Raw genomic sequence first — 22765 nt, forward strand, 5'->3', positions numbered from 1 at the left:
CTTTGCCATACCTTGCCGACGACCGACCGATAGCCGGCGGTTGATAGCTTTCTCACTACCACTCTTGGCTCGCCCCGTTCGATCATTCCTGTGGTCAAGAGCCATACGACTACTACCGAGTTTGGGTGAGGTAATGAGGCCAGCTATAAAATTTTGAGCACGATTCAGCCCGTGGCGTGAGCTGCGGCCGCTCAGGCGCTCCAATTCGCGCCTGAGAATTGCTGTGGGGCAGATTTTCTGACCCGTATTTTGGCTGTGGATCACGCTTTAGGATGCGGCAGCGTATTGCGCAACCGCGCGTTGAGACTCGAACGGAAAGCGCGGCGCCGCGGTAACAACACTGCGATGCGCCGCCGACGCGAGCGCAGCGTAAAATGCCGGCGCTTCCGCCAAACGCCGCAGGCCCTGGGCGGCGGCTTCCAGATCCGGCTCAGCCCAGGTGCTTCCGCTGTAAATGCCGGCAGGATCGCTCACCGCGACGAGCCGATACGGTACCAGTAGTGTATTCGTGGCATCCGCGAATTCGAGGTTTCCCGACCATCCGGTGGCGACAACCGGAATGCCATGCGCCATCGCCTCCAACATCGGCAACCCGAAGCCTTCCGCGCGGTGCAGCGACAGCAGCACATCGGCGCGCCGATAGAGGGCTGCGAGACCGGCCTCATCCAGATAATCCCGGACGACCTCGATATTGTCACCGCGGAGCTCGTGGCCCAGCGCGCCTTCAAAGGTTTTGAGTTCCTCGTCCCTGCCGGACAACTTTAGAATGAGTCGGGCGGAGGGTGAGGTTCCGAAAGCGCGTCGGAAAGCCCGCACCGCGCCCTCAGGATTCTTGCGCGAAAAGCTCGATCGGCTATCCGCCATGGTCAGGACGGTGAATGGCTCGGCGCTGTCCCGCTTCCGCGCGGGGTGCGGCGGCAGATAGTGTGGCACGACATGAACCGGACGCTGCACGGTCTTGGCAAGACTGGCCTGGGAGAAAGCGCTGGGCGTCCAGATTTCCTCGACATTGCGGTCGCAGCCGCCCCAATCCTGGGGTGGATCGGGCAATTCCCACGCCCAATAGGCAATGCGATAGGCCGAAGCTGCATGCGGCAGCACACTGCCGACCAGGCTCGCGGTCTGCGGTCCGCCGGTATGGAACACATAGGCCGAGCCCGGCTGATGGCGGATACGGTAAAGCGGATTGCGGAGTGCCGGCGTCGCATCGACCAGTTCGGTCTCAACGCCGATTTGCCGGAGCGCTTCCCACTGCAAATAGGCACCCCGCGTGATGCCGTTGTGCCGCGCGAGTGCCGCCACGATCACGACTCGGCTGAAATCGCGACCGCCAGAGCGTCCGCGCAGCATGCGGCGGATCAGCTCGGCATTGCCGGCGAGATAGCTGTCGGTCAGCGAACGTTTGAGGCCACGGCTAATGGCAAGCATCGTCGCCTCCAATTTGGCACGCTCCAGGCGCGGTTAAAATGCGGCACGTTCAATCGGTCGCGGTCACCCTGATCTCTCGACCGGAGGGGTTGGTCCGGGCCTTGAATGCGGCCTGCGTCCGGTTCGTCGCGCCCATCTTGCGCATGATGTTCCGGACATGGACTTTGACCGTACTCTCGCTCATGCCGAGTTCATGCGCGATAATCTTATTCGCCTTGCCCTGTTGCAGATGCGCGAGGACTGCCATCTGGCGCAGCGTCAGGCGGTCGGAGGGCGCGGCCTCCGGCTCGATTACGCGGACCGGCCGTTCCGTCAGCAGCAGGTCGAGCGGCGCGATCGTTCCTCCGGCCTTCACGAAGCGCAGCGCGGCGAAGGCCATCGATATGCCCGTGGTGCGCGTCGAGATGAAGCCATGCGCGCCACTCTTCAAGGTTTCGCGGATCGTTCTGATCTGGTGCGCGTCATCCGAATCCGACAGGAATATCAGAGGGACCGCCGAAAAGGCGTGATGGAGTGCCGCGATGCTCTGGAGCGACGAGGTATCCAGCGCATGGGAGTGGTAGATGATGAGGTCAAGGCTGGGCGCCGCGTCCGCGATACATTCTTCCGCGGTCGCGTAGGGCATCATCGCCAAAGCGGGCTGAACCTCGATGAAAGCCTTCATGATGCATTCCCGAGTCAGCCGATAAATATCGACCCACGCGACACGAAGGCGCTCGGGATCCGAGGGCGCTGCCTTGGTCGGCAACACATGGAAGGGGGTGTCGAATTTCGAAGTTTGCGTTTCCGTAATCTTCGCTCCCGAATGCGTAAGCCGATCGGACTGGATGAACATGGAGCCATGGGTAGTAGGCACGCTCACAATATCCTTCTGGTGCTTCATTGGTAGCCACTCCCAGGCGCATTGAAGTCAATGCATTTACAGATTAGACCCATGTTCGCGTCGCAGGAAGTGAAGTTAACGCGAATACGACTTAGTGGTTACCGTTGCCACCGCGGTTGGAGAAGTTGCGAGTAGTGGTTGTAAAACTTCTGAACACTGCAATCGCGGCACCTTGCTTGAACGGAGTGTCATTGCATGTCTAGGCGGCGATGCCGGTGACATCGGCTTTCTCCGCAGCTATGGCCACGGCATCGCGCCGCAGCGTCACACTGTCATGGGTATGGACCGCGGCCAGGAAGCGCCGCATATCGGTGGCATCCCGGTATTGCCGGGCGACGTTCAAGCGAAACATGATCTCGTAAGCAATGGGAAAGCGCGTTTTCCGAAGGCCGAGCAGTTTCCTGATTCGGTTCAGATGGACGACATCCCTTCTATCGTTGCGGAAAGGCGATACCGGCGTGAACTTTCGCCCACCGCAATAGTGCCTCACCGCGGCCGTCTTCCAGGATCTGGTGAATTTGGTTCCGGCCTGCATGTTGTGTTTGGCCGGAAGCTTCACCCACAAGTTCGCGAAAGTCATATTGATCGCGCATTGATCGACCGATGTGCAGTTGAGTTTGTAGCGGCAGCTCTTTGCGTGCTCCTCGAGCGCCGCAGCATAGGTTTCGAGATACGACGAGCGCCAGTTTCGTGTCGCGAAGACGATCATCCCGGCGTTGAAGTAGTTCCCGATCTCGTCGGCGCCGCTTCGCCCCGTCGCCCAGGTCGAATTGCGGAGCGAGCCGTTGGCACTCAGATCCATATCGACGACGGCGGCGATTGGAGCGAGCCCGAAATTTATGCTCGCGATCTTCAGCTCGTCGAATACCAGGATGTCATTGTCGAGATAGACGATCCGGTCATAGCGATCGACCAGCGTATTGGCGGCCGCCAGTTTCAGGAGGGTCGGAGTCGTCACACGACCACGTGCGGGATGATGCTCCACGGTTGGATCGCTGATGCTGCTGAGCGTCAGTTTCGACCCTAGCTTGTTGAGCGCCGCGCTAAAGAGCGTCGAGGATTTAGGGAGAAACTGGTAGCAAAAGACGTGGATGTCGCAATGCGTGGGCTGCGAAAGCGCGAGCGATACAGCGGAATGCTGTGTCAACTCGTAACCCCGTTTATCAGTGACGAAGATGTAAGCCACTCTCATAGCGAGATGCCGCGCATCGGCATCGAGGCAGCGCGGCACGACTCGTTCCCGAACTGATCAAACCGGCGGCTTCTTGTATCGGTCGTGGTCCAGTCTAGCGTTGCAGGCATATTCCACACTCATTTCGATTGATTCGGTCTCCAGCGTGAACGACAGGACGTCCACCACGCTGATCGCCACAGCCGGAAAGTCGCGCGGTGAACCGAAATGAGCAATATCGCAACTAGTGGAGTGCCGTAGTCTATTTGGCACGAGGGATAGATCACTTTGATAGTGCAGCGTCTTCATTGTCGGGCCGTTTGGCACGGCCCGACTGAATAATACTTAGAAAGCTAAAATACTTTGTAGTGGGGCGGAGACAAGGCCTCTAGTTACCGATGATTGGTGAACTAGAGGTCCTCTCCCTCTCATCTTAGGCGTGGGCCGTCATCGCGCTGTTGGAAAGCTTCAGCGCCTTAAAGGCCGCCTGGGTACGGTTGGTCGCGCCCATCTTCCGCATGATGTTGCGAACATGCACCTTCACGGTGCTCTCGCTCATGCCCAACTCGTGGGCGATGATCTTGTTCGCCTTGCCTTCCTGCAGCTGCGCGAGCACGTCCTTCTGACGCGACGTCAGGCGGCTCGGGGAAGCAGGCTCCGGCGCACTGATCGAGGGCGAGGGCCGATCGGTCAGCAAGCCTTCGAGAGGAGCGAAAGTCCCACCCGACTGGACGAAGCGGATCGCCGCGAGCGCCATCGGCAGGCCCATGGTGCGGGTCGAGATGAACCCGTCCGCACCGCCCTGCAGCGTGTTGCGGATCGCCTTGATCTGATGCGTGTCGTCGGAGTCGGAGAGGATAATCAGGCGAACGGCGCTGAAGGCCTCACGGATCGCCGCGGTGTCCTGCAGGCAACCTTCCGTCGAACGGTGAGAGTAGTAGATGATCAGATCGAGATCGTCGTTCCCGTTGTCGATGCAATCCTGCGCGGAGGCGAAGGAGGTCATGTGGAATTGCGGGTAGAGTTCGGTGAAGGCCTTCGACATGCAGTCGCGTGTGAGGCAATAGCTGTCGATCCAGCCTACGCGGAGCGCCCCGGCCATATCATTGTCCAAATTATGATCGATGGTTTCGAATTTCGGCACATCATCTGAAAAGAGATGCAATGCCTGATCGGCCAATGCCGCATCGGCTAACGCCAGATGCGAAAATTGAGGGGAAGAGAGTTGAAATTCCTGGCTCATATCGGGTCCTTTCGATCAATTGCTCAAATCTTATCCAAACCATAACCCAAATATGCCGAAGTCGAGAAAGAAAGTTTAGACACCTACAACTTTATGTTGAGGTTTACCGCGATAGTGTGCCCGCTTTTTCGCGCTTTTTGGTTCACGTATATCTTAAAAAGGCATTAATGCTTCGTTTATTGGATGGTCGGTTTGGGCAATCGGCATTGTGCATAATTATGGCTATTATCCTAAATTTGGAACATTTTTCGCGACATATTTCGGCTTTTCCCACCTCAGCCCGCTCGATTCTCACGTTTTAGTGAGATCCGGGCATTAATGTCGTTCCGATATCGCTACGGTCTCGTTAGCCCAAGTTCCGTAAACCGTTATTCTTACTCGAAGTTAGCCTTGAAAGCGCGAAACCGGCGCCACGCTACGGAGCAGATCCCGCAGCACGATTTTGCCCGAGAGGATGGCCTCGAATCGCACTTCAGTCGCTGGTACTCGGAGTGCTGCTCGGGCGCGAAAGGTTCTCAAGCGAGCAGGAGGCCGCGGCGATAACGTCAGATGAATTGGTATCCCGTACCGGATTCGAACCGGTGTTATCGCCGTGAGAGGGCGACGTCCTAGGCCTCTAGACGAACGGGACATTCGCGGCCGGCGCCCCGTGGGGCGAACGGCGCCTTCTTACGGGAGCCCAACTCGCGGATCAAGAGGCGGCCCAATGCCCCGGCCCGTACGCCCTTCGGAGAGAAAACTCGGCTTCCGTCAGGAACTTGTTGTCCTGGCTTCGTTGCAGTGCACAATAGCGGCATGCCCGATCATCAGACCTCCGACCCCACCCTCGCTGACCCCGCACTGGGTGCCGACGCCCTTGCCGAGGAACTGCTGAGTCATCTTAGAGAGGCTCTGGAACGCGGCGCCGAGGATCCCTTCAGTAATCCTGTGATGACGATGGCGCTTACGATCTCCCGGCGCATCGACCAGGGGCTGCTGGATGAGCCGACCCTGCATGGCCTTGTATGCTGGCTACGCGATGAGGCGTTCCGCGATCGGGCCAAACGCATTGCCGCCTATGTAGGCCTCACGCCCGGCGCCGACCCCAAGCAGGAGATGGCGCAACTGGCGGCCCGCGTGGTGCGGCCCGATCCCGCCGATAGCGCGATCCCCTTCGCGCAGTTCCGCCGCGCGGTGGAACGCACACGCTTCTCCGCCGTTTTCACGGCCCATCCCACCTTCTCTCTACCAGCCCCGATTTCGGCAACGCTCGCGGAGGCCGCATCCGGCCGCGAAAGCAACGCCTGTTTCACCAGCCATCGCCCTGCGCCCATTACCTTGGAAGAGGAGTTCGCGCAGGCCCACGCCGCCATCGCGCGCGGCCGGGATGCGATCGACACCCTCACGGGCGCGATCCTCGACGTCGCCCAGACCGTGTGGAACGGCCGCTGGCTCGATCTGGCGCCCCGCCCGATCACCCTGGCGACCTGGGTCGGCTACGATACCGACGGCCGCACCGATATCGGCTGGTGGGACACTCTACGTCTGCGCCTGCGGATGAAGCTCTATCAACTCCAGCGCGTGGAGGCAGGGCTTCTCGACCAGCCTGGGGGCCAGGCCATTCTGGAGCGAGCACGCCAGGCAATCACCGCCACCATGGCACAACTCGGCGCTTGTCCAAGCGAGCCGGAGGCGGAGCAGGTCGCCGCCTTCGCGCAATCGCTGGTGGGAGAGCGCGAGGCCGCCCTCACCTCGCCCGAACCGCTTCTCGCGCTGTTTCCCGCTGCCATCGCGGCGGCCGACGAGGCTGGCAAGCGCGCGCTCCTTGTCGTGCGCGCCGGTCTTGTCTCGCATGGCCTCGGCCTCGCCCATACCCATGTCCGGCTGAACTCCGCCCAGTTGCACAATGCGGTCCGCCAGCGCCTCGGCCTCGCCGACCCACCGGCCGACCCCTCGCGTCGCCGCGTGCTGCTCGGCGCCATCAATACGGCACTGGAGACCGTCAAGCCGGAGGCGATCAACTTCGGCACTCTGATGGCCGAGCAGGCCTCCGCGGCGCGCCTGATGATGACCGTCGCCCAGATGGTCAAGCACATCGACGCCGTGAGTCCGGTGCGCTTCCTCATCGCCGAGACCGAGACCGGCTATACCCTCCTCAGCGCCCTCTACTTCGCCCGCCTCTTCGGCATCGAGAAGCATGTCGAGATCAGCCCGCTCTTCGAGACCGCCGAGGCACTCGCGCAGGGCGGCCGGATCATCGAGGAGGCACTGCGCAGCCCGCATTACCGCGCCTATCTGCGCGGTCTCGGCAGGCTCTGCGTCCAGTTCGGCTATTCGGATTCCGGCCGCTATGTCGGCCAGGTCGCGGCGACCTACCTGATCGAGCGGCTGCGCCTCAAGCTCTGCGAGGCGATGGTCAAACACGGCTTGCGCGATGTCGAGATCGTGCTCTTCGACACCCACGGCGAGAGCATCGGCCGCGGCGCCCATCCCGCCTCGATGCATGATCGCCTGTCCTATCTCTCCCCGGCCGTCGGGCGGCGGGCTTTTGAGAGCGCGGGCATCGCCTTCCGCGAGGAATCCGCCTTTCAGGGTGGCGACGGCTATCTGCTGTTCGGCACGCCGGAACTCGCCCATTGCACCATCCTGCGCGTCGCCGAGTTCGCGATGGGCGCCATAGCCGAGGGCGACGATCCGATCTACGCCGACCCCGACTTCGCCGCCGACTTCTTCGCCACCATGCGGTCGAGCATGGAGGAACTGGTCGAGGATCCCGGCTACGCCGCCATGCTCGGTGCCTTCGGCCCGGCGCTGATCGACCGCACGGGTTCCCGCCCGGCTGCCCGGCAAAGCGACGGCGCCTCGGTCGTCAGCGTCATCAGCCACCCGCGCGAATTGCGGGCGATCCCGAACAACGCGATCCTCCAGCAACTTGGCTGGTGCGCGAATACTTTGCAGGGTCTGGGTTTGGCCGTCAGCCGGCATCCCGATGCGGTCGCTGAGCTACGCCGCACCAGCCCGCGCTTCCGCCGCGCGCTCGACCTCGCGACCCATGGCCTTGCCCATTCGCATCTCGACGTGCTGCGCGCGGTGGTCGAGACGCTCGACCCCGGTATCTGGCTCGACCGCGCCGGGCACAGCCGCATTCCAGGGCGGCGGGAGGCATTGATCGCGGTCGCCGGCGGTCTTGAGAGGCTCGGCATCTGGGCCGAGGTCACGGCGATGTTCCGCCGTATCCAAAGCGACCACCTCGCCCTGCGCGCCGCCTGGCCGGAGGCACCCGCGATGGCGGAGCGCGAGTTGCTGCTCCACACCCTCCGCCTCGCCTGCATTCACCGCATCTGGATCCTGACCGCGACGATCCCGGATTTCGCGCCGCGCATGGGGGTGATGCGGGGCGGTCTGCAGCAGCGGCTATTGCGGCTCGACGTCCCGGCCGCCATGGCGACGCTCGAACGCATCTTCCCAAGCGCGCCGGATGACACTTCGGGCACCGATTTCGGCGAACCCGGCACCTCGCCCAATGCCTCCGCCTACGCACGGGAACATGCCGAGATTTTCCGCCCCATCCACCGCTACTTCGCGCTGGTCCGCGAGATCAGCGCGGCGGTGAGCCACGAGGTCGGCGCCTTCGGGTAGGCCGCTCGGCTTTCCTGGATCCGTCATGGCACGCGAAGGCGTGCCATCCACGACTTGCCTTCGTCACGTAAGCAAAGGCGTGGATGCTCGGCCTTCGCCGAGCATGACGTGCCGGTCTACCGCTTCCCTCAATACTCTTCGTCAGCCACGTAAGACCCGATCCGCTGCACCAGGTCCGGCGAACGATGCGCCAGGATGATGCCGTAGAGGATCGAGATCAGCAGCAGCGCCAGCGACAGCCACGGGAAGTAGTTGAACGGCGCCGGCTGACCGGGCTCGATAAGGCCCCACAGCGGGAACAGCATCAGCACCGTGCCAAGCACCGGGATGATCAGATGCGTGAGGACGTTGAAATCCTCGCGGTGGTAGCGAAGCATATAGACCGGCAGCGCAATGTTCGTGATCAGATAGGTGATGACGACCGGGATGGTTCCCAGCGTGCCAGTTTCACCGAACAGCGTGACGGGATCCGTTTGCGTGCCGAAGACCAGAACGATCAGGCAGGCGACCGCGATATAGATCCACATCGCGACATGCGGCGTCTTGTGACGCGGATGGATCTTGCCGAAGAACGCCGGCAGTAATCCCTCACGCCCCGAATTGAACAGAATGCGGGACTGGCCATTGGTCAGGCCGATGAGGCAGGAGAAGATGCTGGTGATACCCGCGAGATAAGCGACGATGAGCAAGGCGCCGTACGAGGCCTTGATCGCGTCGATGAAGGGAATCGTGGACTTGCCGATGGCGTCGGCATTGTTGTGGAAAGCGGTCTCCACCGCATAGGCGATGAACAGGTAGACGAGGCCGCAGGCGATGGTGCCGACGATCAGCGCCCGCGGCACATTGCGGCGCGGATTCTCCGCCTCCTCGGCCAGCGTCGCTGAATTTTCCCAGCCGATAAAGAGATAGATCGCGAGCGGGAAACCAAGGCCGATGCCCTTCAGCCCACCGGCCAGATGCGACCAGCGGAAGGGGTCGAGGGTCATAGCGTCGCGATTGACCCAGAGCATGACGATCGCGCCGATCAGCAACAGCGCGGTCTCGAAGTAGAAGAAAACCGCCGCCCATTTGGTCGAGAGGCTGATCCCGCGTGACACCAAAAGCCCGACGATGACGGTGCATAGGATCGAGATGATCTGCCAGGGAACGCTGATGCCGAGGAACAGCTTCAGCGTGTCATGTACCCAGCCGCCCGAGATCACGACCACCGAGGACGCCGCGATGCAGTAGCCGACCACGACGAAGATCGATGCGGCGGCGCCCGAGACGGGGCCGAAGGCCATGCCGATGAAGGTCACGAAGGACCCGGCACTCGGGCGGTAGCGGGAGAATTGGGCCAGGGTGTTGCAGAGGAACAGAATCACCACCATCGCGACGATGAGGGTGATCGGCGCCGCGACCCCTGCACCGGCCACGATCAGCCCAAAGCCGAAGAAGAAGCCCATGGCAGGAGCGATATTGGCCAGGGTCGAGGCGATGATCGCCGTCAGACTGAGCTGGTTTCGACTGAGCCGGTGTTGCGGCGTGAAGGCCATGGCGGAGGTTCACCTTTCCTGGACGCCTTGCGGCACCGTTGCTCGGACCTGCGAAGGCAAAAACGTTATCGAGATCAAAAGTTCACGATTACGAAATATCTTCGTAAGGTTTTTGTCCATGAAATTCAACGCAGCCGCCCCTTTTCCTCTCACGGCCCCGGAGTTCAATGCCGGGAACGCTCACGCTCCATGAGGTCTTTCGGGATCGAGGCTTGCCGCTTTTTGTGGTGACGGGCCCCGCGGCGCGGCGCTTTTTTTGCGACGGCTAAATCGCGGCCGTGGCGGCGGCGAGCCCACTGGGCGCCAGGGAGGGGACAAGAAGGAAACAGCCACGCCGCCGCGCTAAGGGCGCAGCCGAAACGACCTCTCGGCGGAAATCGCCGGTAAAGTGTCCGGCGTCCTAACTCTGTGCGTTGCGTGTCCCGGCGGGCAGCCGCACCACCAGGCCGTCGAGTTCCTCGGTCATCACGATCTGGCAGCCGAGCCGGGAGGTCTCTTCCAGCCCGAAGGCGAGGTCGAGCATGTCTTCCTCGTCCTCGGTCGGCGGGGTCAGCCGCTCGAACCAGGCGGGATCGATGACGACATGGCAGGTCGAGCAGGCAAGCGAGCCCTCGCAGGCGCCTTCCAGATCGACGTCGTGCTTATGCGCGACTTCCAGCACCGACAGGCCGAGCGGCGCGTCCACTTCGCGCGCCTTTCCGTTGCGCTCGACGAAGGTCATCTTGGGCATCGGCTCGTCAGTCCTTCAGTCCGGGAGAGGCGGAGGTAGTTCGTCACTCGAGGTTGCGCAAGCAGCCGGCGTTGCTCAGGCCGCCCGGCGAAGGGCGCGGGAGGCCAGAGCCTCATAGGCCCGCGCGAAGGCCGCGACATCCTCGGCCGTGGCGTTCCACGGCAGCGAGACGCGGATCGCCTGCCCGGCCACATCGCCCAGCCCCATGGCCTCCAGCACATGGCTGCGCGCCACCTTGCCGGAACTGCAAGCGGCCCCGGCCGAGACCGAGACGCCCGCAAGGTCCAAAGCGATGACCTGTGCCTCCGAACGGACTCCCGGGAGCGCGAGGCAAGTCGTATTCGGCAGGCGAGGAGCACCGCCACCACAGATCCTGGCACCCGCCGCGACAGCCGCCGCCTCGATCCGGGCACGCAGCGCGACGAGGCGGGCTCTGTCGGCAGGCTCGGCATCCAGCGTGGCCGCCGCAAAGCCCGCGATGGCAGGCAAGGCTGGCGTGCCGCCACGCAACCCGCGCTCCTGGCCACCGCCCGCGATGAGGGGAAGGAGATCGGCCGCCGCCTCCGGAGCCAGTAGCAGGGCGCCCGCGCCCATCGGCCCGCCCATCTTGTGTCCAGAAAGAACGAGACTGTCGGCCCCGAGCGCCGCCATATCGACGGCGGTTCGCCCGGCCGCCTGAACCGCATCGACATGCAGCCGGGCGCCCCGCGCGTGGCAAACGGCAGCGATCTCCGCGATTGGCTGGATGGTGCCTGTCTCGTTATTGGCGAGCATGACGCAGACCAGCGCCGGTCCCGTTGCCGCATCCAGCGCGGCCGCGAGTGCATCGAGGTCGATGACACCCTCCGCATCGACCGGCAGCACGACGGCCGCCTCGCCCGCCGCGGCGATCACCGCCGCATGTTCCGTCGCACCCCGCAGCAGGCGGCGGCCGCGCCCGAGCCCATGGATCGCGAGCGCATTGGCCTCCGTACCGCCGGAGGTGAAGACTAGATGTCGTGGCAACCCGCCGAAGCGGCCGGCGATCGCCTCCCGCGCTTCCTCCAGGGCCGCGCGCGCGGCCCGGCCGTCACGATGGATCGAGGACGGATTGCCCAGCCGATCCAGCGCCGCGAGCGCCGCCTCCCGCGCGGCAGGCCGCAACGGTTCGGTGGCGTTGGCGTCCAGATAGGTCAATCGGCGTCGGCCTTGCCCGCGCTTTCCCGCCGTGCCGAGGTGCGGAGCGGCATGTCATTGCTCGCCATGCGGGCGACGCGAAGTTCGAGGTCCGACAGTTCCGCCCGCAGCCCCTCGATCTCGCGGATCAGCGGATCGACCAGCTCGTCGCAGGGTGTGCCATAGGATTCGAAGGCCGGCGCACGGTGCTGGCGATCGACCGGCCGCGCCGGGATGCCTACCATGGTCAGGCCCGCTGGCACGGATTCGATCACCACCGCATTGGCGCCGATCCGGGCGCCGGAACCCAGCGTGATGGCTCCCAGCACTTTCGCCCCGGCGCCGACGATGACGCCGTTGCCAATCGTCGGATGGCGCTTTCCATGGCCGAGGCTGACGCCACCAAGCGTCACCTGATGATAGAGCGTCACGTCATCCCCGACCTCGGCCGTCTCGCCGATGACGAGGCCCATGCCATGGTCGATGACAAGCCGGCGGCCAAGACGAGCGGCAGGGTGAATCTCGATACCGGTCAGCCACCGGCCGAGATGCGAAACGAAACGAGCGAGGAAAAAAGCGCCGGATGTCCAAAGGCGATGCGCCAGCCTATGCCAAATGACGGCGTGAAGTCCGGGATAACAAAAGAAAACCATGACGTTCGAGCGCGCCGCCGGATCGCGTTCCCGGTAGGCCTGAATGCTTTCCCGCAAAAACATGAAGGCCATGCGACAATTTCCGTATGAAACCGAAGGAGGGGCGACCTATTATCATGTCAGCCCTAGATGTACGAAGCGTTGTCGGGACGGAGGCCGGCATTATCTGCCAGTTCACCGCCCGTCTTAACCCCTCTTCCTCTAAGCCTCGCGAAGCTAGGTGTCGCTCCTTCGGGGGTCAATGCCCGCATAGCGGATGTCTCCTGTCCCTCCATCGAGTGCCATAGCGGCGCCGGTCGGAAGCGGGGCAGCTGCCGGGGCTTTGGCGAAGGCGCGGGTCAAGCCGGCGGATGACAGTGCGGGACGTGATTGGGACGTGAATGACCCTCCGGCGAACCGGGGGGCCGAAATGCTTGAAGGATAGGTTGCAGCGCCATGCCTGAAGTGATGTTCGCCGGGCCGGACGGCCGCTTGGAAGGCCGTTACCACCACAGCAAGGAGACCGGGGCGCCTCTCGCGCTCGTCCTGCACCCGCACCCTATGCACGGTGGCACGATGAACAATCGCATCACCTATTCGATGTTCCAGGCGTTCCAGCGCCTAGGTTTCTCGGTGATGCGCTTCAACTTCCGGGGCGTCGGCCGCAGCCAGGGCCGCTATGATGGCGGCATCGGCGAGATCAGCGATGCGGCGGGCGCGCTCGACTGGATGCAGGCGGTCAATCCGAATTCCGGCGGGTTGTGGATCGCCGGTTATTCATTTGGCGCCTTCGTCGGCATGCAGCTGCTCATGCGCCGGCCGGAGATCTCGGGCTGGATCAGCGTGGCGCCCCCGGCGACGCATTACGACTTCGGCTTCCTCGCCCCCTGTCCAACCGGCGGCCTGCTCATTCATGGCGATGCCGACGAGATGGTGGCCGAGCCCGGCGTCCGGAAGCTGGTCGACAAGCTCAACACCCAGAAGGGCGTCTCGATCGATTATCGCGTCTATGAGGGCGCTGACCACGTCTTCGCCCACCACGCCGACCGCATCGGCCAGGAGACCGAGGAATACGTCCGCCAGACAATGGCCCGCCGCCAGATGGCGCTCGCCGCCGACTGACGAGGCGCGGTTCGCCGCTGCGTGCGATCCTTCAGCATAGTCTCCACGTCATGCTCGGCGCAGGCCGAGCATCCACGCCTTGCCCGCTCTACATAGGCAAGGCGTGGATGGCACGCCTTCGCGTGCCATGACGGACCCCGGGGCGCGATCGAACAGGATTAACGCGCCTCAAACCTAGTGCAGCCGCCCGCGCAGCTCCGCGATCGCGGCACGGGCATGAGCCGCATCCGCGCCCGGCGGCGCCAGATCCACCACCCGTCCCATGCAGCGCAGCGCCGCCGCCATCTGGTCGAGTTGCTGGTTGAGCGCCGCCGCCTCCTGCCACAAGGCAATCCCGTCCGGCGCGATCAGCAGCATATCCTCGACGCAACGCAGCGTGCCGACAGCGTCGCCCGCCTTGTAACGTCGGTGAGCGATATTGCGCTGAAGCCGCAACAGCACATCCCGCTTGCCCATCCGCCGCCGCTGGAAGCTGCTCGCCACAAGCCGCGTCCGGCGCCCTTGCACCCGCGTCAGCAACTCCGTGAGGTCCTGCTGGTCCAGCGTCTGGCCGCCGGCGAAAACGTCGAGGATGGTCTGCCCGTCCTCGCCTTCCAGCCCAAGAATGAAATGGCCCGGGAAATCGAGCCCATAGCAGTCCCAGCCAGCCACCTCGGCGCAATGCAGCCAGATGATGCCGAGGCTGATGGGCAGGCCACGCCGGCGGGCGATCACGTGGATCAGGTTGGCATTCGCGAGATCGTCATAATTCTCGTAGTCGCCGCTATAGTCGTGGCGGCAGGCGAGCACCCCGGCCAGCGCCTCGGCTTGGGCAGCGGCGCTGCCACCGGCCCAACGGGCGACCTCCGCCGCTTCACGCGCGACGACAGAGAGGTGACGCTGGGCGGAACGCCAGTCCGCGTCGGGCGCGTCCAGCCGCGCGAACAACAACGCCGTCCCCGCAAGGTCGATTTCCTTGTCCGGCAGCGTGCCCACGGCGGCCAGCGCCGCGCGCAGGCCAGAGGCAAGGTCTGAGGTCTCGGGAAACTCGGTCAGCCGCTCTCTCCATGCTCGGAAGACTGTTCGAAGCCTGCGCCAATTTAGCATGCGTCGCGGCACCTAAACCACATCATCCGACGTGTATTCATTCAAACTGGCAACGTTCCAGCCTTGATGCGTTCCATAGCAAACCTGCTGGTCACGTTGCGCAAGGCCACCGCACCGATCAACCGGCGGTAAAATGCGTCATAGGCATTGATATCGGACACCACGACATGCAGCAGGTAATCGACATCCCCGCTCATGCGCCAGGCATCGACGATCTCCGGCGTGGCCGCCACCAGCTCGGCGAAGCGTTTCAACCAATCGGCCGAATGATCGGAAGTCTCAACCGAGACAAAGACCGACACCGGCAGCCCGAGGGCCTGCTGGTCCAGCACCGCGACCCGGCCCTTGATAACCCCGTCGCGCTCCAGCCTCCGGATACGCTTCCAACACGGCGTGGGCGTAAGCTTCACCTCGGCCGCGATCTCGGCGAGGGAGAGTGATGCGTCGCGCGCGATGAGGCGTAGGATCGCCCGATCGGTTTCGTCCATCGTCACGGCTGACATGCGCGATGCTAGCCTCGGAAGGCCATCCGAAGGAAGCGAGATCAGACGGCGGAGGTTTCCCCCTCACTCGGAGCGCGCAACACGAGGGCCAGGGCGTGCAGGCCGGAGCCGAGTTCCTCAGCCAAAGCCTCATGTACCGCCCGCGAGCGGGCAACGCGGTTTTTGCCCGCGAAGGCGGCGGAAACCATGGTCACGGTATAATGCGTCTCACCACCGGCACGAGCGCCGGAATGACCGGCGTGGAGCGCGCTGTCATCCTGCACATTCAACTGAGTTGGCGCGAAAGCCTCGTTCAACCGGGCGGTGATTCGTTCGTGGCGGGACATGTCTCGGGCTCGCTGGCTTGTGGATGTTAGCTTGCGGGTTGCGCCGCGAAGCAATCAAGCGGTCGCTCGGAAGCCCTGCCCACACCGTTGCGGGATTGCCAATCATCGCGCCGCGCCACCATATACGGTCCATGAGTCGTCGCGCCTCCCGCACCCGGGCCTACGCGCCCGACCCGGATGCGCCGGGCCGGATTTGTGACATGCCCGATTGCCAGGAACTCGGCTGCTACCGCGCTCCGCGCTCCCGCACCTCGTTGCACGAATATCTCTGGCTCTGCCTGGATCACGTGCGCGCCTACAATGCGGGCTGGGACTACTACAAGGATATGACGCCCGGGCAGATCGAGGCCGAGTTGCGGGCCGATGTCTCCTGGCAGCGCCCGACTTGGCGACTTGGGGTCAACGGAAATTTCCGACCCGTCCATGAATCCATCCTGCGCGACCCGCTGGCCTCGATCGACGGCCGCACCGCGCACTCCGCTGAGCCGCGCGATGAGGCGCCGCCCGAGCTGCGGCATCCGCTCGGCGTGCTCGGGCTGTCCTGGCCCGTTAGTCTCGACATGGTGAAGGCACGCTACAAAGAGCTGGCGAAGAAGCATCATCCCGACGCGAATGGCGGCGCGGCCGAGAAGGAAGACCTCATCAAGGCGATCAACATCGCCTATTCGACGTTGAAAAACTTCTTGCCCGCCGGTCAAAGGCAGATGGCGCGGTCCTGACGCGCAGCTTTGCCGCCCCCATACTAGGATCGCGACGGCTAACGACCGATACTTCTCCCTGGCTCGATGCTCCCGCTTGATGCCCCCCGCTTGATGCATCCTCCTGCTTGATGCATCGACGTATAACGATAGGACGCGCGTTTCGATGACGAATGGCCCCGGCTTGGGAATCGCCGATAGCCTTTCCCCAACCCCCAACGGCATGCCCGACACCACGGTCAACGTCCAAAAGGTTTTCGGTTTCGCGAGTGACCTCGTCGTGCCGGCCTTTACGATGCGGACCGACCACGTGCCTGCGATCGACACCACCTACCAGTTTGACCGCGACACGACGCTCGCCATCCTCGCGGGCTTCGCCTTCAACCGCCGCGTGATGATCCAGGGCTATCACGGCACCGGCAAATCCACGCATATAGAGCAGGTGGCGGCGCGGCTCAACTGGCCGTGTCTGCGCATCAACCTCGATAGCCACATCAGCCGCATCGACCTCATCGGCAAGGATGCGATCGTCCTCAAGGACGGCCAGCAGGTGACAGAGTTCAAGGAAGGCATCCTACCCTGGGCGCTGCAGCACCCCTGCGCGCTGGTTTTCGACGAATACGACGCCGGCCGGCCCGACGTGATGTTCGTGATCCAGCGCGTGCTGGAGGTGGAGGGGCGGCTCACGCTGCTCGACCAGAACAGGGTGATCCACCCTCACCCGGCCTTCCGCCTGTTCTCGACAGCCAATACGGTCGGTCTCGGCGATACCACCGGGCTCTACCACGGCACCCAGCAGATCAATCAGGGCCAGATGGACCGCTGGAACATCGTCGCCACGCTGAACTACCTGCCGCATGCGGACGAGACGGCCATCGTCATGGCCAAGCTCGGCATCGACAAGAAGGACGTCCCGGCCCGCCGCAAGGTCGAGGCCATGGTGGCGCTGGCCGACCTCACCCGCGCCGGCTTCATCGCCGGTGACATCTCGACCGTGATGTCGCCGCGCACCGTGATCACCTGGGCGGAGAACGAGAAGATCTTCGGCGACCTCAACTTCGCCTTCCGCCTCACCTTCCTGAACAAATGCGACGAGGCGGAGCGTGCGACGGTCGCGGAATATTACCAGCGCTGCTTCAACGAAGAGATCAACACCGGCGCCCTGCGCCGCGCGAGCTAAACGGCGGTGGCGGTGAGCCCGGGCGGCCAGATCGGCGGCACTCAGGCGCGCGACGCGGCGGAGCGTAGCGAGGAATTCAAACGCGCGACCGCTGGCGCCATTCGCGCGGTCTCGGGCATCCCGGATGCCGAGGTCGCCTTCCAGCCGGGTCCGGCCAGCGCGGGGGCGGGGCGCGCTCGCATCCCAAGCCCCACGCGCGGCCTGCCACCCGCTGAGATGGCGCGGCTGCGCGGCACGGCTGATGCCATGGCGCTGCGCCTCCGCCACCACAGTGACGCCATCCACGCGGCGCGCTCCCCGGCCAGCCGGGAGGCCCGGGAAGTCTATGACGCGCTGGAACAGGCGCGGGTTGAAGCGCTCGGCTCGCGTCACATGGCCGGCGTCGCCGCGAACCTCGACGCCAAGCTGGCGGAGCAATGCGAGGCCGAGGGCTACGACCGCATGACCCGGCGGGACCAGCTTCCGCTCGGCACCGCGCTGTCGCTGATGGCACGAGAGCGCATGTCCGGCCGTACCGCCCCTGCCGGCGCGGATCGCGTGCTGTCGCTATGGCGCGCCACCGTGGCGCCCGAGGCCGAGGCCGCCTTCGCCGAAATGGCCGACAACCTCGCCGACCAGCAAGCCTTCGCGCGCGCCGCCCGCCGGCTGCTTTCCGCTTACGACCTCGCGGAAGCCGAGGCCGAAGCCGATCCGTCCGAGGATCCGCAGGGCGGTGAGGAAGCGCCGGAAGAAGGTCCGCCGCAGGACGCCAGCAGCGAGGGCGAAAGCCAGTCGGAGGCCGAGGCCGATGAGACGGTCGGCGGCGACCCTCAGGACATGCAGGGCGAAGCCGCCGACGAGGATGACGCGGAAGGCGACGAGGACGCAAATGGCGAGGCTGAGGGTGAGGAACGCCCCGGCGGCCCGCAGCCCCACCGCGAGCGGCAGGGCGTGGAGGCGACCTACAAAGCCTTCGCCCGCGATTTCGACGAGGAGGTCAGCGCCGAGGACCTCTGCGACGCCGAAGAGCTAGGACGGCTGCGCCAACAGCTCGACCATCAGCTCCAGCACCTTCAAGGGATGGTGTCCAAGCTTGCGAACCGCCTGCAGCGCCGCCTCATGGCGCAGCAGACACGGGCCTGGGATTTCGACCTTGAGGAGGGGCTCCTCGACGTGAGCCGCCTCGCCCGCGTCGTCGCCACGCCTACCCAATCGCTCTCCTACAAGCGCGAACGGGAGACAGACTTCCGCGATACCGTCGTGACACTGCTGATCGACAACTCAGGCTCCATGCGCGGCCGCCCGATCACGGTGGCCGCCATGTGCGGAGATATCCTGGCCCGCACGCTGGAACGCTGCGCCGTGAAGGTCGAGGTGCTGGGCTTTACCACCCGCGCCTGGAAGGGCGGCCAGAGCCGCGAGCGCTGGGTGCAGGAGGGCAAGCCACGCCTGCCTGGGCGGCTGAACGACCTGCGCCATATCATCTACAAGGCCGCCGACGCGCCCTGGCGGCGCAGCCGCCGCAACCTCGGCCTCATGTTGCGCGAGGGGCTGCTCAAGGAAAATATCGACGGCGAGGCGCTGCTTTGGGCTTACCGGCGCCTACTCACCCGCACCGAGCACCGGCGCATCCTGATGGTCATCAGCGATGGCGCGCCGGTCGATGATTCCACGCTATCCGTCAATCCGGGGAACTACCTGGAGCGCCACCTGCGCCAGGTCATCGGCGAAATCGAGGGGCGGCGCCAGGTCCAGCTCATCGCCATCGGGATCGGCCACGACGTGACGCGCTACTACCGCCGCGCCGTGACCATCGTCGATGCCGAGGATCTCGGCGGCACCATGGTCCGCCACCTCACCGCGCTCTTCGACGAGAGCGAGCAGGAGTCCTGGGAACGCGGCAACGAGCGGGCGCCGGTGGTCGTCTGAGTCTCATTTCGCATCACGCCATGCGCCGTGGATAGAGTTGCAGCAGGCTCCAGCTCAATGATCACTCTGAACCCCGACCCCCAGATTCGTCATGGCACGCGAAAGCATGCCATCCACGCCTGCCTTCGTGAAGCAAGCGAGGCGTGGATGCCGGCCTTCGCCGAGCATGACGGGGTCGAGTGAGCACGGTTCAGACCAGAGACATCCCGCCGAGCTACCGACTACCGCAGCGGACCCGATCGACCTAAGCGGACCGCCTCAACCCGCCGCTTTGGTCTTCTCGACCGCGGCCTTCAACTCATCCAGCGAGGCCAGGAAGCGCTTGTGGACCATGTCGAGCGCCTCGGTGCTGGAGTTGCGCATCAGATCCTCGAGTTCGCGGGCATCGCCTACGCTCTTCTCATAGGCTGACTTGACCAGCTCGGTCTGCTTGACGGCCTTGTCCTGAGGGCCGCCGGGAGCTGCCAGCGTCTTCGCCGCTTCGCTCAGATCCGAAACCTGGCGCTGCATGAGCTCCATCTGACGCTGCACGATCGCCTGCGCGCCCTCGAACATCATCTTATTGGCGGCCGCCAGGGTCGCGAGGTTGCGGCGGTGCATGTCGAGCAATGCCGTCGCTTCCGGGATCGCCGGCATCTTCAGGTTCGAGAATAGGCGCGAGATATCCGGATTCATTGCTCCGCTTCCGAAACGATAGGGAGTGTCCTTCGGACCGTCAGACATCGTCGTCTCCTCCTTGTCATTGGGCTGGCCGCCACTGGAGGGGCCATGCCCCCACAGAATTTGCACCGGCATCGCCGCTGCACCAGGGGCTAGAACGTGAAAAGGTTCCGCGAAGCGCAGAAAGCCTCAGATGGGTGGCACCGCCCCGTTCGCGGGCACCGGGGGCGGTTCATCCGGCGGCATGGTGTCTGATGCGCTTTCCGGGTCTGGAGGGGCATTGTCGTCGGACTCGCCCAGCCACCGGGCCACCTGAGCCGCGCGGTCTAGCGCCTGATCGAGCGCGCTCATCGTCGTCGCCAGGTCGGTACTGTCATCATTCCGCCAGGCGCGAACAACCCAAAGCCACACCGCGAGCAGGCCGCGCTTATGCCCCGCGCCGCGTAGCCCGGTCGTCGAAACCTCGGCCGCCTCCAAAAGCCAGCCCATGCTGCGCAGGCTGAGCCGGCTTAGCATCAAGCCGAGCAGCGGATCTCTCGGCGCGGCTTCTAGTACCGCGAGCACACCGGCACGATGCGCCTGCAGCACATCGATGCGGCGCATGATCATGTCGAAGAGCCGGTCCTTGATGGGGCCACTCGGCGGGGCCGCTTCCAGCGCCGCGCGGTCCGCCATCGCGCCGAAGCGCATGAGGACGGCGATGCGAGACGGGAAGCGGGTTCGGGTGCGGGCGACATCGAGTCCGGCATCGCGCGCCGCCTGGACCAGACTAACACTCCGCCACCCTCGGTCTCCCGCCTGCGCGAAAACCGCGGCAACTAACGCTTCGTCAAACTCTGCATCATTCATAAGCATATCTTTATGTGTTTATGCGTGGCGTCAGCCGGAAAGTTCACGAGAGCGGCGGGTGGCAGCCGTCACCGCTTCGTCGATGGCATGCGGCCACGCCTCGGGAGCCATTAACACCGCGAGAGCGGCTTCTGTGGTGCCTTTCGGGCTGGTTACCGCTCGCCGAAGATCAGCAGCATCCTCCGGACTAGCAGCCAAGAGCGCGCCGGCGCCAATCACCGTTTGCCGCGCCAACCGGCGCGCGAGGTTAGCGGGCAAGCCCTGTGCGACTGCCGCCGCTTCCAGCAGTTCGGCGAGCAGAAACACATAGGCAGGGCCACTGCCGGAAACCGCTGTCACCGGATCGAGCAGCGCCTCGTCCGTGGTCCAGGCGACCTCGCCGATCGCCGTCAATAACCGGTCACAGAGCGCACGTTCCGCATCGGCCACGCCCGCACCGGCGACGGCCACCGTTATGCCTTGACGAACGGCGGCGGGCGTATTGGGCATGGCGCGCACCACCCGGGCCTCGGCACCGAGCATGGCAACAACATCCGCCGCCGTCTTTCCCGCCATGATCGTGAGAAAAACCGCGCCGGAAGCGAACCGGCCATACAGCGGAAGTACGGTCGGAGCCATCTGCGGCTTCACGGCCAAAATCACGGCGGATGGAGCGAAATCTCGCGGTATCGCTTCCGGGCCGGCGAGTACCGTGACCTCGGCACTCGCGGCACTTGCTGCCTCCGGACTCGGATCAACGACGATCGAGGACGCGAGGCCGACCTCGCGCCAACCAGCCAGCATCGCGCGCCCCATCTTCCCGCCGCCGACGAGAAGAACGGAGGGCAGTTTGCCGCGGTCGCCTGGGACGGTCATTGGCGCGCTCCCCTCCCTGCAGGGAGGGGAGACCTGACCCGCTTGCTAAAATGCAACCCGGGAAGACTCACGCCTCGCCGACGCATTCCAGCATCGAGGCGGTCAGCGCCTCGGCCGGGGTCTTGCCGCCCCATAGGACGAACTGGAAGGCCGGATAGAAACGCTCGCACTCGGTAATGGCGATATCCACCATATCCTCCAGGCTCTCGGCCGAGGCGGCGCGGGCGCCGCGGAGCAGGACCGCATGGCGGAAAACCGGCATGCCGTCATCCGCATCCAGACCGAAATGGCCGATCCAGAGATGCGTATTGGCCAAGGCGAGCAACTCGTGCAGCGCGGCGCGGCGCTTCTCCGGCACCTTCATGTCGAGGGCGCAGGTGAAGTGCATCGCCGAGATTTCATGCGACCAGTTGAAGAACAACCCGTAGTCGCACCACCGACCAGGGGCCTCGGCGGCCATTTCGGCGTCGTTGCGACGCTCAAAGATCCATTCGTTTGAGGAGATTATCTGCTCGACCACGTCGAGCGGATTGGCGACGTCGGTCTCTGCGGCGAGGGAAAGATGGGTCACGCGAGGTCTCCTCGGGGCTGGAGGAAGGCCGGACATCGGGCGAAGCCGTCAATTGACGCCGGCTCCTCCTATACGCAGGAGCGGGCGGTGCGGATCGCCGAATCCGCGGGTTAGGCTTGGTCGCGAGGTCATTTGGCCGCAACCAAGCCTACTGTAGCAAGAGTCTAAGCGATGACCTTCGAACGAAAGTCTAACCGCCGGAGCCTAAAACGCCGGAAGCGGCATCTCCAAGGTCCGTCCGGACCTCAGTTGGGGGCGGCATGGCGATTGGCGGCTCCGTAGTGGCGCCGATTTTTGGCGCCGCCGCGCCAAGCCGCGCTTCAAGCGCCGCGACTCGGTCGGTGAGGGCGGCGAGCTTGGCTTCCGCCGCCTCCTGCGCCGCGCGGGCATTGGCCGCCATCTCCTGCACCGCCGCGAATTGCTCGCCGCGCACGAGGTCGAAGCGCTGGATGGCGTCATCGATGCGGGCACGCATCACGGCTTCCGCCTCGTCTCGCACGCCGGCGAAAGCGGACATCGCGCCCTGCGCGACTCCCGCCAGATCGTCCATGAAGCGGCTGCGCTCCTTCATCCCGTCCTCCTGCCTTCCGTGCCTGCGAGCGGTTGCGTATA

At 64.3% G+C, this 22765-nt stretch carries 21 protein-coding genes and 1 tRNA gene; 5 read left to right on the forward strand and 17 right to left on the reverse strand.

Annotated elements, in window-relative coordinates; translation table 11 throughout:
- Positions 1–267: 267 nt before the first annotated feature.
- From GSQ83_RS04610 to GSQ83_RS04630, 5 genes are all read right to left on the reverse strand, one after another.
- Positions 268–1428: a glycosyltransferase family 4 protein gene (locus GSQ83_RS04610; RefSeq protein WP_158801706.1), complete on the reverse strand. Its 1161-nt coding sequence runs from the start codon at positions 1426–1428 to the stop codon at positions 268–270.
- Between the two features lie 49 nt (positions 1429–1477).
- Positions 1478–2311, reverse strand: a complete 834-nt coding sequence (locus GSQ83_RS04615) for a response regulator transcription factor (RefSeq protein WP_158801707.1) — start codon at positions 2309–2311, stop codon at positions 1478–1480.
- A gap of 199 nt (positions 2312–2510) precedes the next feature.
- Entirely contained in the window at positions 2511–3542 is a 1032-nt protein-coding gene (locus GSQ83_RS04620) for a glycosyltransferase (protein ID WP_158801708.1), read from the reverse strand.
- Positions 3543–3915: 373 nt separating this feature from the next.
- Positions 3916–4725: a response regulator transcription factor gene (locus GSQ83_RS04625; RefSeq protein WP_158801709.1), complete on the reverse strand. Its 810-nt coding sequence runs from the start codon at positions 4723–4725 to the stop codon at positions 3916–3918.
- A 555-nt stretch (positions 4726–5280) separates the two neighbouring features.
- Positions 5281–5356 (reverse strand) — tRNA-Glu (locus GSQ83_RS04630).
- Positions 5357–5520: 164 nt separating this feature from the next.
- Here GSQ83_RS04630 and GSQ83_RS04635 point away from each other — a divergent pair.
- Positions 5521–8343, forward strand: a complete 2823-nt coding sequence (locus tag GSQ83_RS04635; protein ID WP_158801710.1) for a phosphoenolpyruvate carboxylase — start codon at positions 5521–5523, stop codon at positions 8341–8343.
- A 128-nt stretch (positions 8344–8471) separates the two neighbouring features.
- Here GSQ83_RS04635 and GSQ83_RS04640 read toward each other — a convergent pair whose 3' ends face one another.
- The 4 genes from GSQ83_RS04640 to cysE all read right to left on the reverse strand — a co-directional run bounded on the left by GSQ83_RS04640 (position 8472) and on the right by cysE (position 12488).
- Positions 8472–9878, reverse strand: coding sequence for an APC family permease (locus GSQ83_RS04640; RefSeq protein ID WP_158801711.1), 1407 nt, complete (start codon positions 9876–9878; stop codon positions 8472–8474).
- 400 nt (positions 9879–10278) lie between these two features.
- Positions 10279–10608, reverse strand: a complete 330-nt coding sequence (locus GSQ83_RS04645; RefSeq protein WP_158801712.1) for a ferredoxin family 2Fe-2S iron-sulfur cluster binding protein — start codon at positions 10606–10608, stop codon at positions 10279–10281.
- A gap of 75 nt (positions 10609–10683) precedes the next feature.
- Positions 10684–11784, reverse strand: coding sequence for a cysteine desulfurase family protein (locus GSQ83_RS04650; RefSeq protein WP_158801713.1), 1101 nt, complete (start codon positions 11782–11784; stop codon positions 10684–10686).
- Positions 11781–12488 carry a serine O-acetyltransferase gene (gene cysE, locus GSQ83_RS04655; RefSeq protein ID WP_158801714.1) on the reverse strand — a complete coding sequence of 236 codons (708 nt, stop codon included), beginning with the start codon at positions 12486–12488 and terminating at the stop codon, positions 11781–11783. Before cysE ends, GSQ83_RS04650 begins: the two co-directional genes overlap by 4 nt.
- 363 nt (positions 12489–12851) lie before the next feature.
- On the opposite strand from cysE, the gene GSQ83_RS04660 reads away from it, so the two are divergent.
- Positions 12852–13517: an alpha/beta hydrolase gene (locus GSQ83_RS04660; RefSeq protein ID WP_158801715.1), complete on the forward strand. Its 666-nt coding sequence runs from the start codon at positions 12852–12854 to the stop codon at positions 13515–13517.
- A 174-nt stretch (positions 13518–13691) separates the two neighbouring features.
- On the opposite strand, the gene GSQ83_RS04665 is transcribed toward GSQ83_RS04660, so the two are convergent.
- The 3 genes from GSQ83_RS04665 to GSQ83_RS04675 are packed head-to-tail and all read right to left on the reverse strand — an operon-like array spanning position 13692 to position 15432.
- Positions 13692–14603, reverse strand: coding sequence for a SirB1 family protein (locus tag GSQ83_RS04665; protein WP_158801716.1), 912 nt, complete (start codon positions 14601–14603; stop codon positions 13692–13694).
- A 41-nt stretch (positions 14604–14644) separates the two neighbouring features.
- Positions 14645–15106 carry an Lrp/AsnC family transcriptional regulator gene (locus GSQ83_RS04670; RefSeq protein WP_254065502.1) on the reverse strand — a complete coding sequence of 154 codons (462 nt, stop codon included), beginning with the start codon at positions 15104–15106 and terminating at the stop codon, positions 14645–14647.
- Positions 15107–15147: 41 nt separating this feature from the next.
- On the reverse strand, positions 15148–15432 hold the full coding sequence (locus GSQ83_RS04675) for a BolA family transcriptional regulator (protein ID WP_158801717.1): 285 nt from the start codon (positions 15430–15432) through the stop codon (positions 15148–15150).
- Positions 15433–15563: 131 nt separating this feature from the next.
- Here GSQ83_RS04675 and GSQ83_RS04680 point away from each other — a divergent pair, with 131 nt between their 5' ends.
- From GSQ83_RS04680 to cobT, 3 genes are all read left to right on the forward strand, one after another.
- Positions 15564–16151 (forward strand): J domain-containing protein, encoded by a 588-nt coding sequence (locus GSQ83_RS04680; protein WP_158801718.1) that lies wholly within the window; start codon positions 15564–15566, stop codon positions 16149–16151.
- Between the two features lie 202 nt (positions 16152–16353).
- Positions 16354–17310: a cobaltochelatase subunit CobS gene (cobS, locus tag GSQ83_RS04685; RefSeq protein ID WP_371417968.1), complete on the forward strand. Its 957-nt coding sequence runs from the start codon at positions 16354–16356 to the stop codon at positions 17308–17310.
- Between the two features lie 12 nt (positions 17311–17322).
- Positions 17323–19218, forward strand: coding sequence for a cobaltochelatase subunit CobT (cobT, locus tag GSQ83_RS04690; RefSeq protein WP_254065503.1), 1896 nt, complete (start codon positions 17323–17325; stop codon positions 19216–19218).
- A gap of 258 nt (positions 19219–19476) precedes the next feature.
- Here cobT and GSQ83_RS04695 read toward each other — a convergent pair whose 3' ends face one another.
- The 5 genes from GSQ83_RS04695 to GSQ83_RS04715 form a co-directional block, all read right to left on the reverse strand.
- Positions 19477–19854 carry a phasin family protein gene (locus GSQ83_RS04695; RefSeq protein ID WP_158801720.1) on the reverse strand — a complete coding sequence of 126 codons (378 nt, stop codon included), beginning with the start codon at positions 19852–19854 and terminating at the stop codon, positions 19477–19479.
- Between the two features lie 213 nt (positions 19855–20067).
- Positions 20068–20727 carry a TetR family transcriptional regulator gene (locus tag GSQ83_RS04700; RefSeq protein ID WP_158801721.1) on the reverse strand — a complete coding sequence of 220 codons (660 nt, stop codon included), beginning with the start codon at positions 20725–20727 and terminating at the stop codon, positions 20068–20070.
- A gap of 30 nt (positions 20728–20757) precedes the next feature.
- Positions 20758–21582, reverse strand: a complete 825-nt coding sequence (gene proC, locus GSQ83_RS04705; protein WP_158801722.1) for a pyrroline-5-carboxylate reductase — start codon at positions 21580–21582, stop codon at positions 20758–20760.
- A 67-nt stretch (positions 21583–21649) separates the two neighbouring features.
- Entirely contained in the window at positions 21650–22153 is a 504-nt protein-coding gene (locus GSQ83_RS04710) for a YbjN domain-containing protein (RefSeq protein ID WP_254065504.1), read from the reverse strand.
- Positions 22154–22343: 190 nt separating this feature from the next.
- Positions 22344–22724, reverse strand: coding sequence for an accessory factor UbiK family protein (locus tag GSQ83_RS04715; protein ID WP_158801724.1), 381 nt, complete (start codon positions 22722–22724; stop codon positions 22344–22346).
- Positions 22725–22765: the final 41 nt, after the last annotated feature.

The sequence above is a fragment of the Acidisoma sp. L85 genome (assembly GCF_009765865.1).
Lineage (GTDB): Bacteria > Pseudomonadota > Alphaproteobacteria > Acetobacterales > Acetobacteraceae > Acidisoma.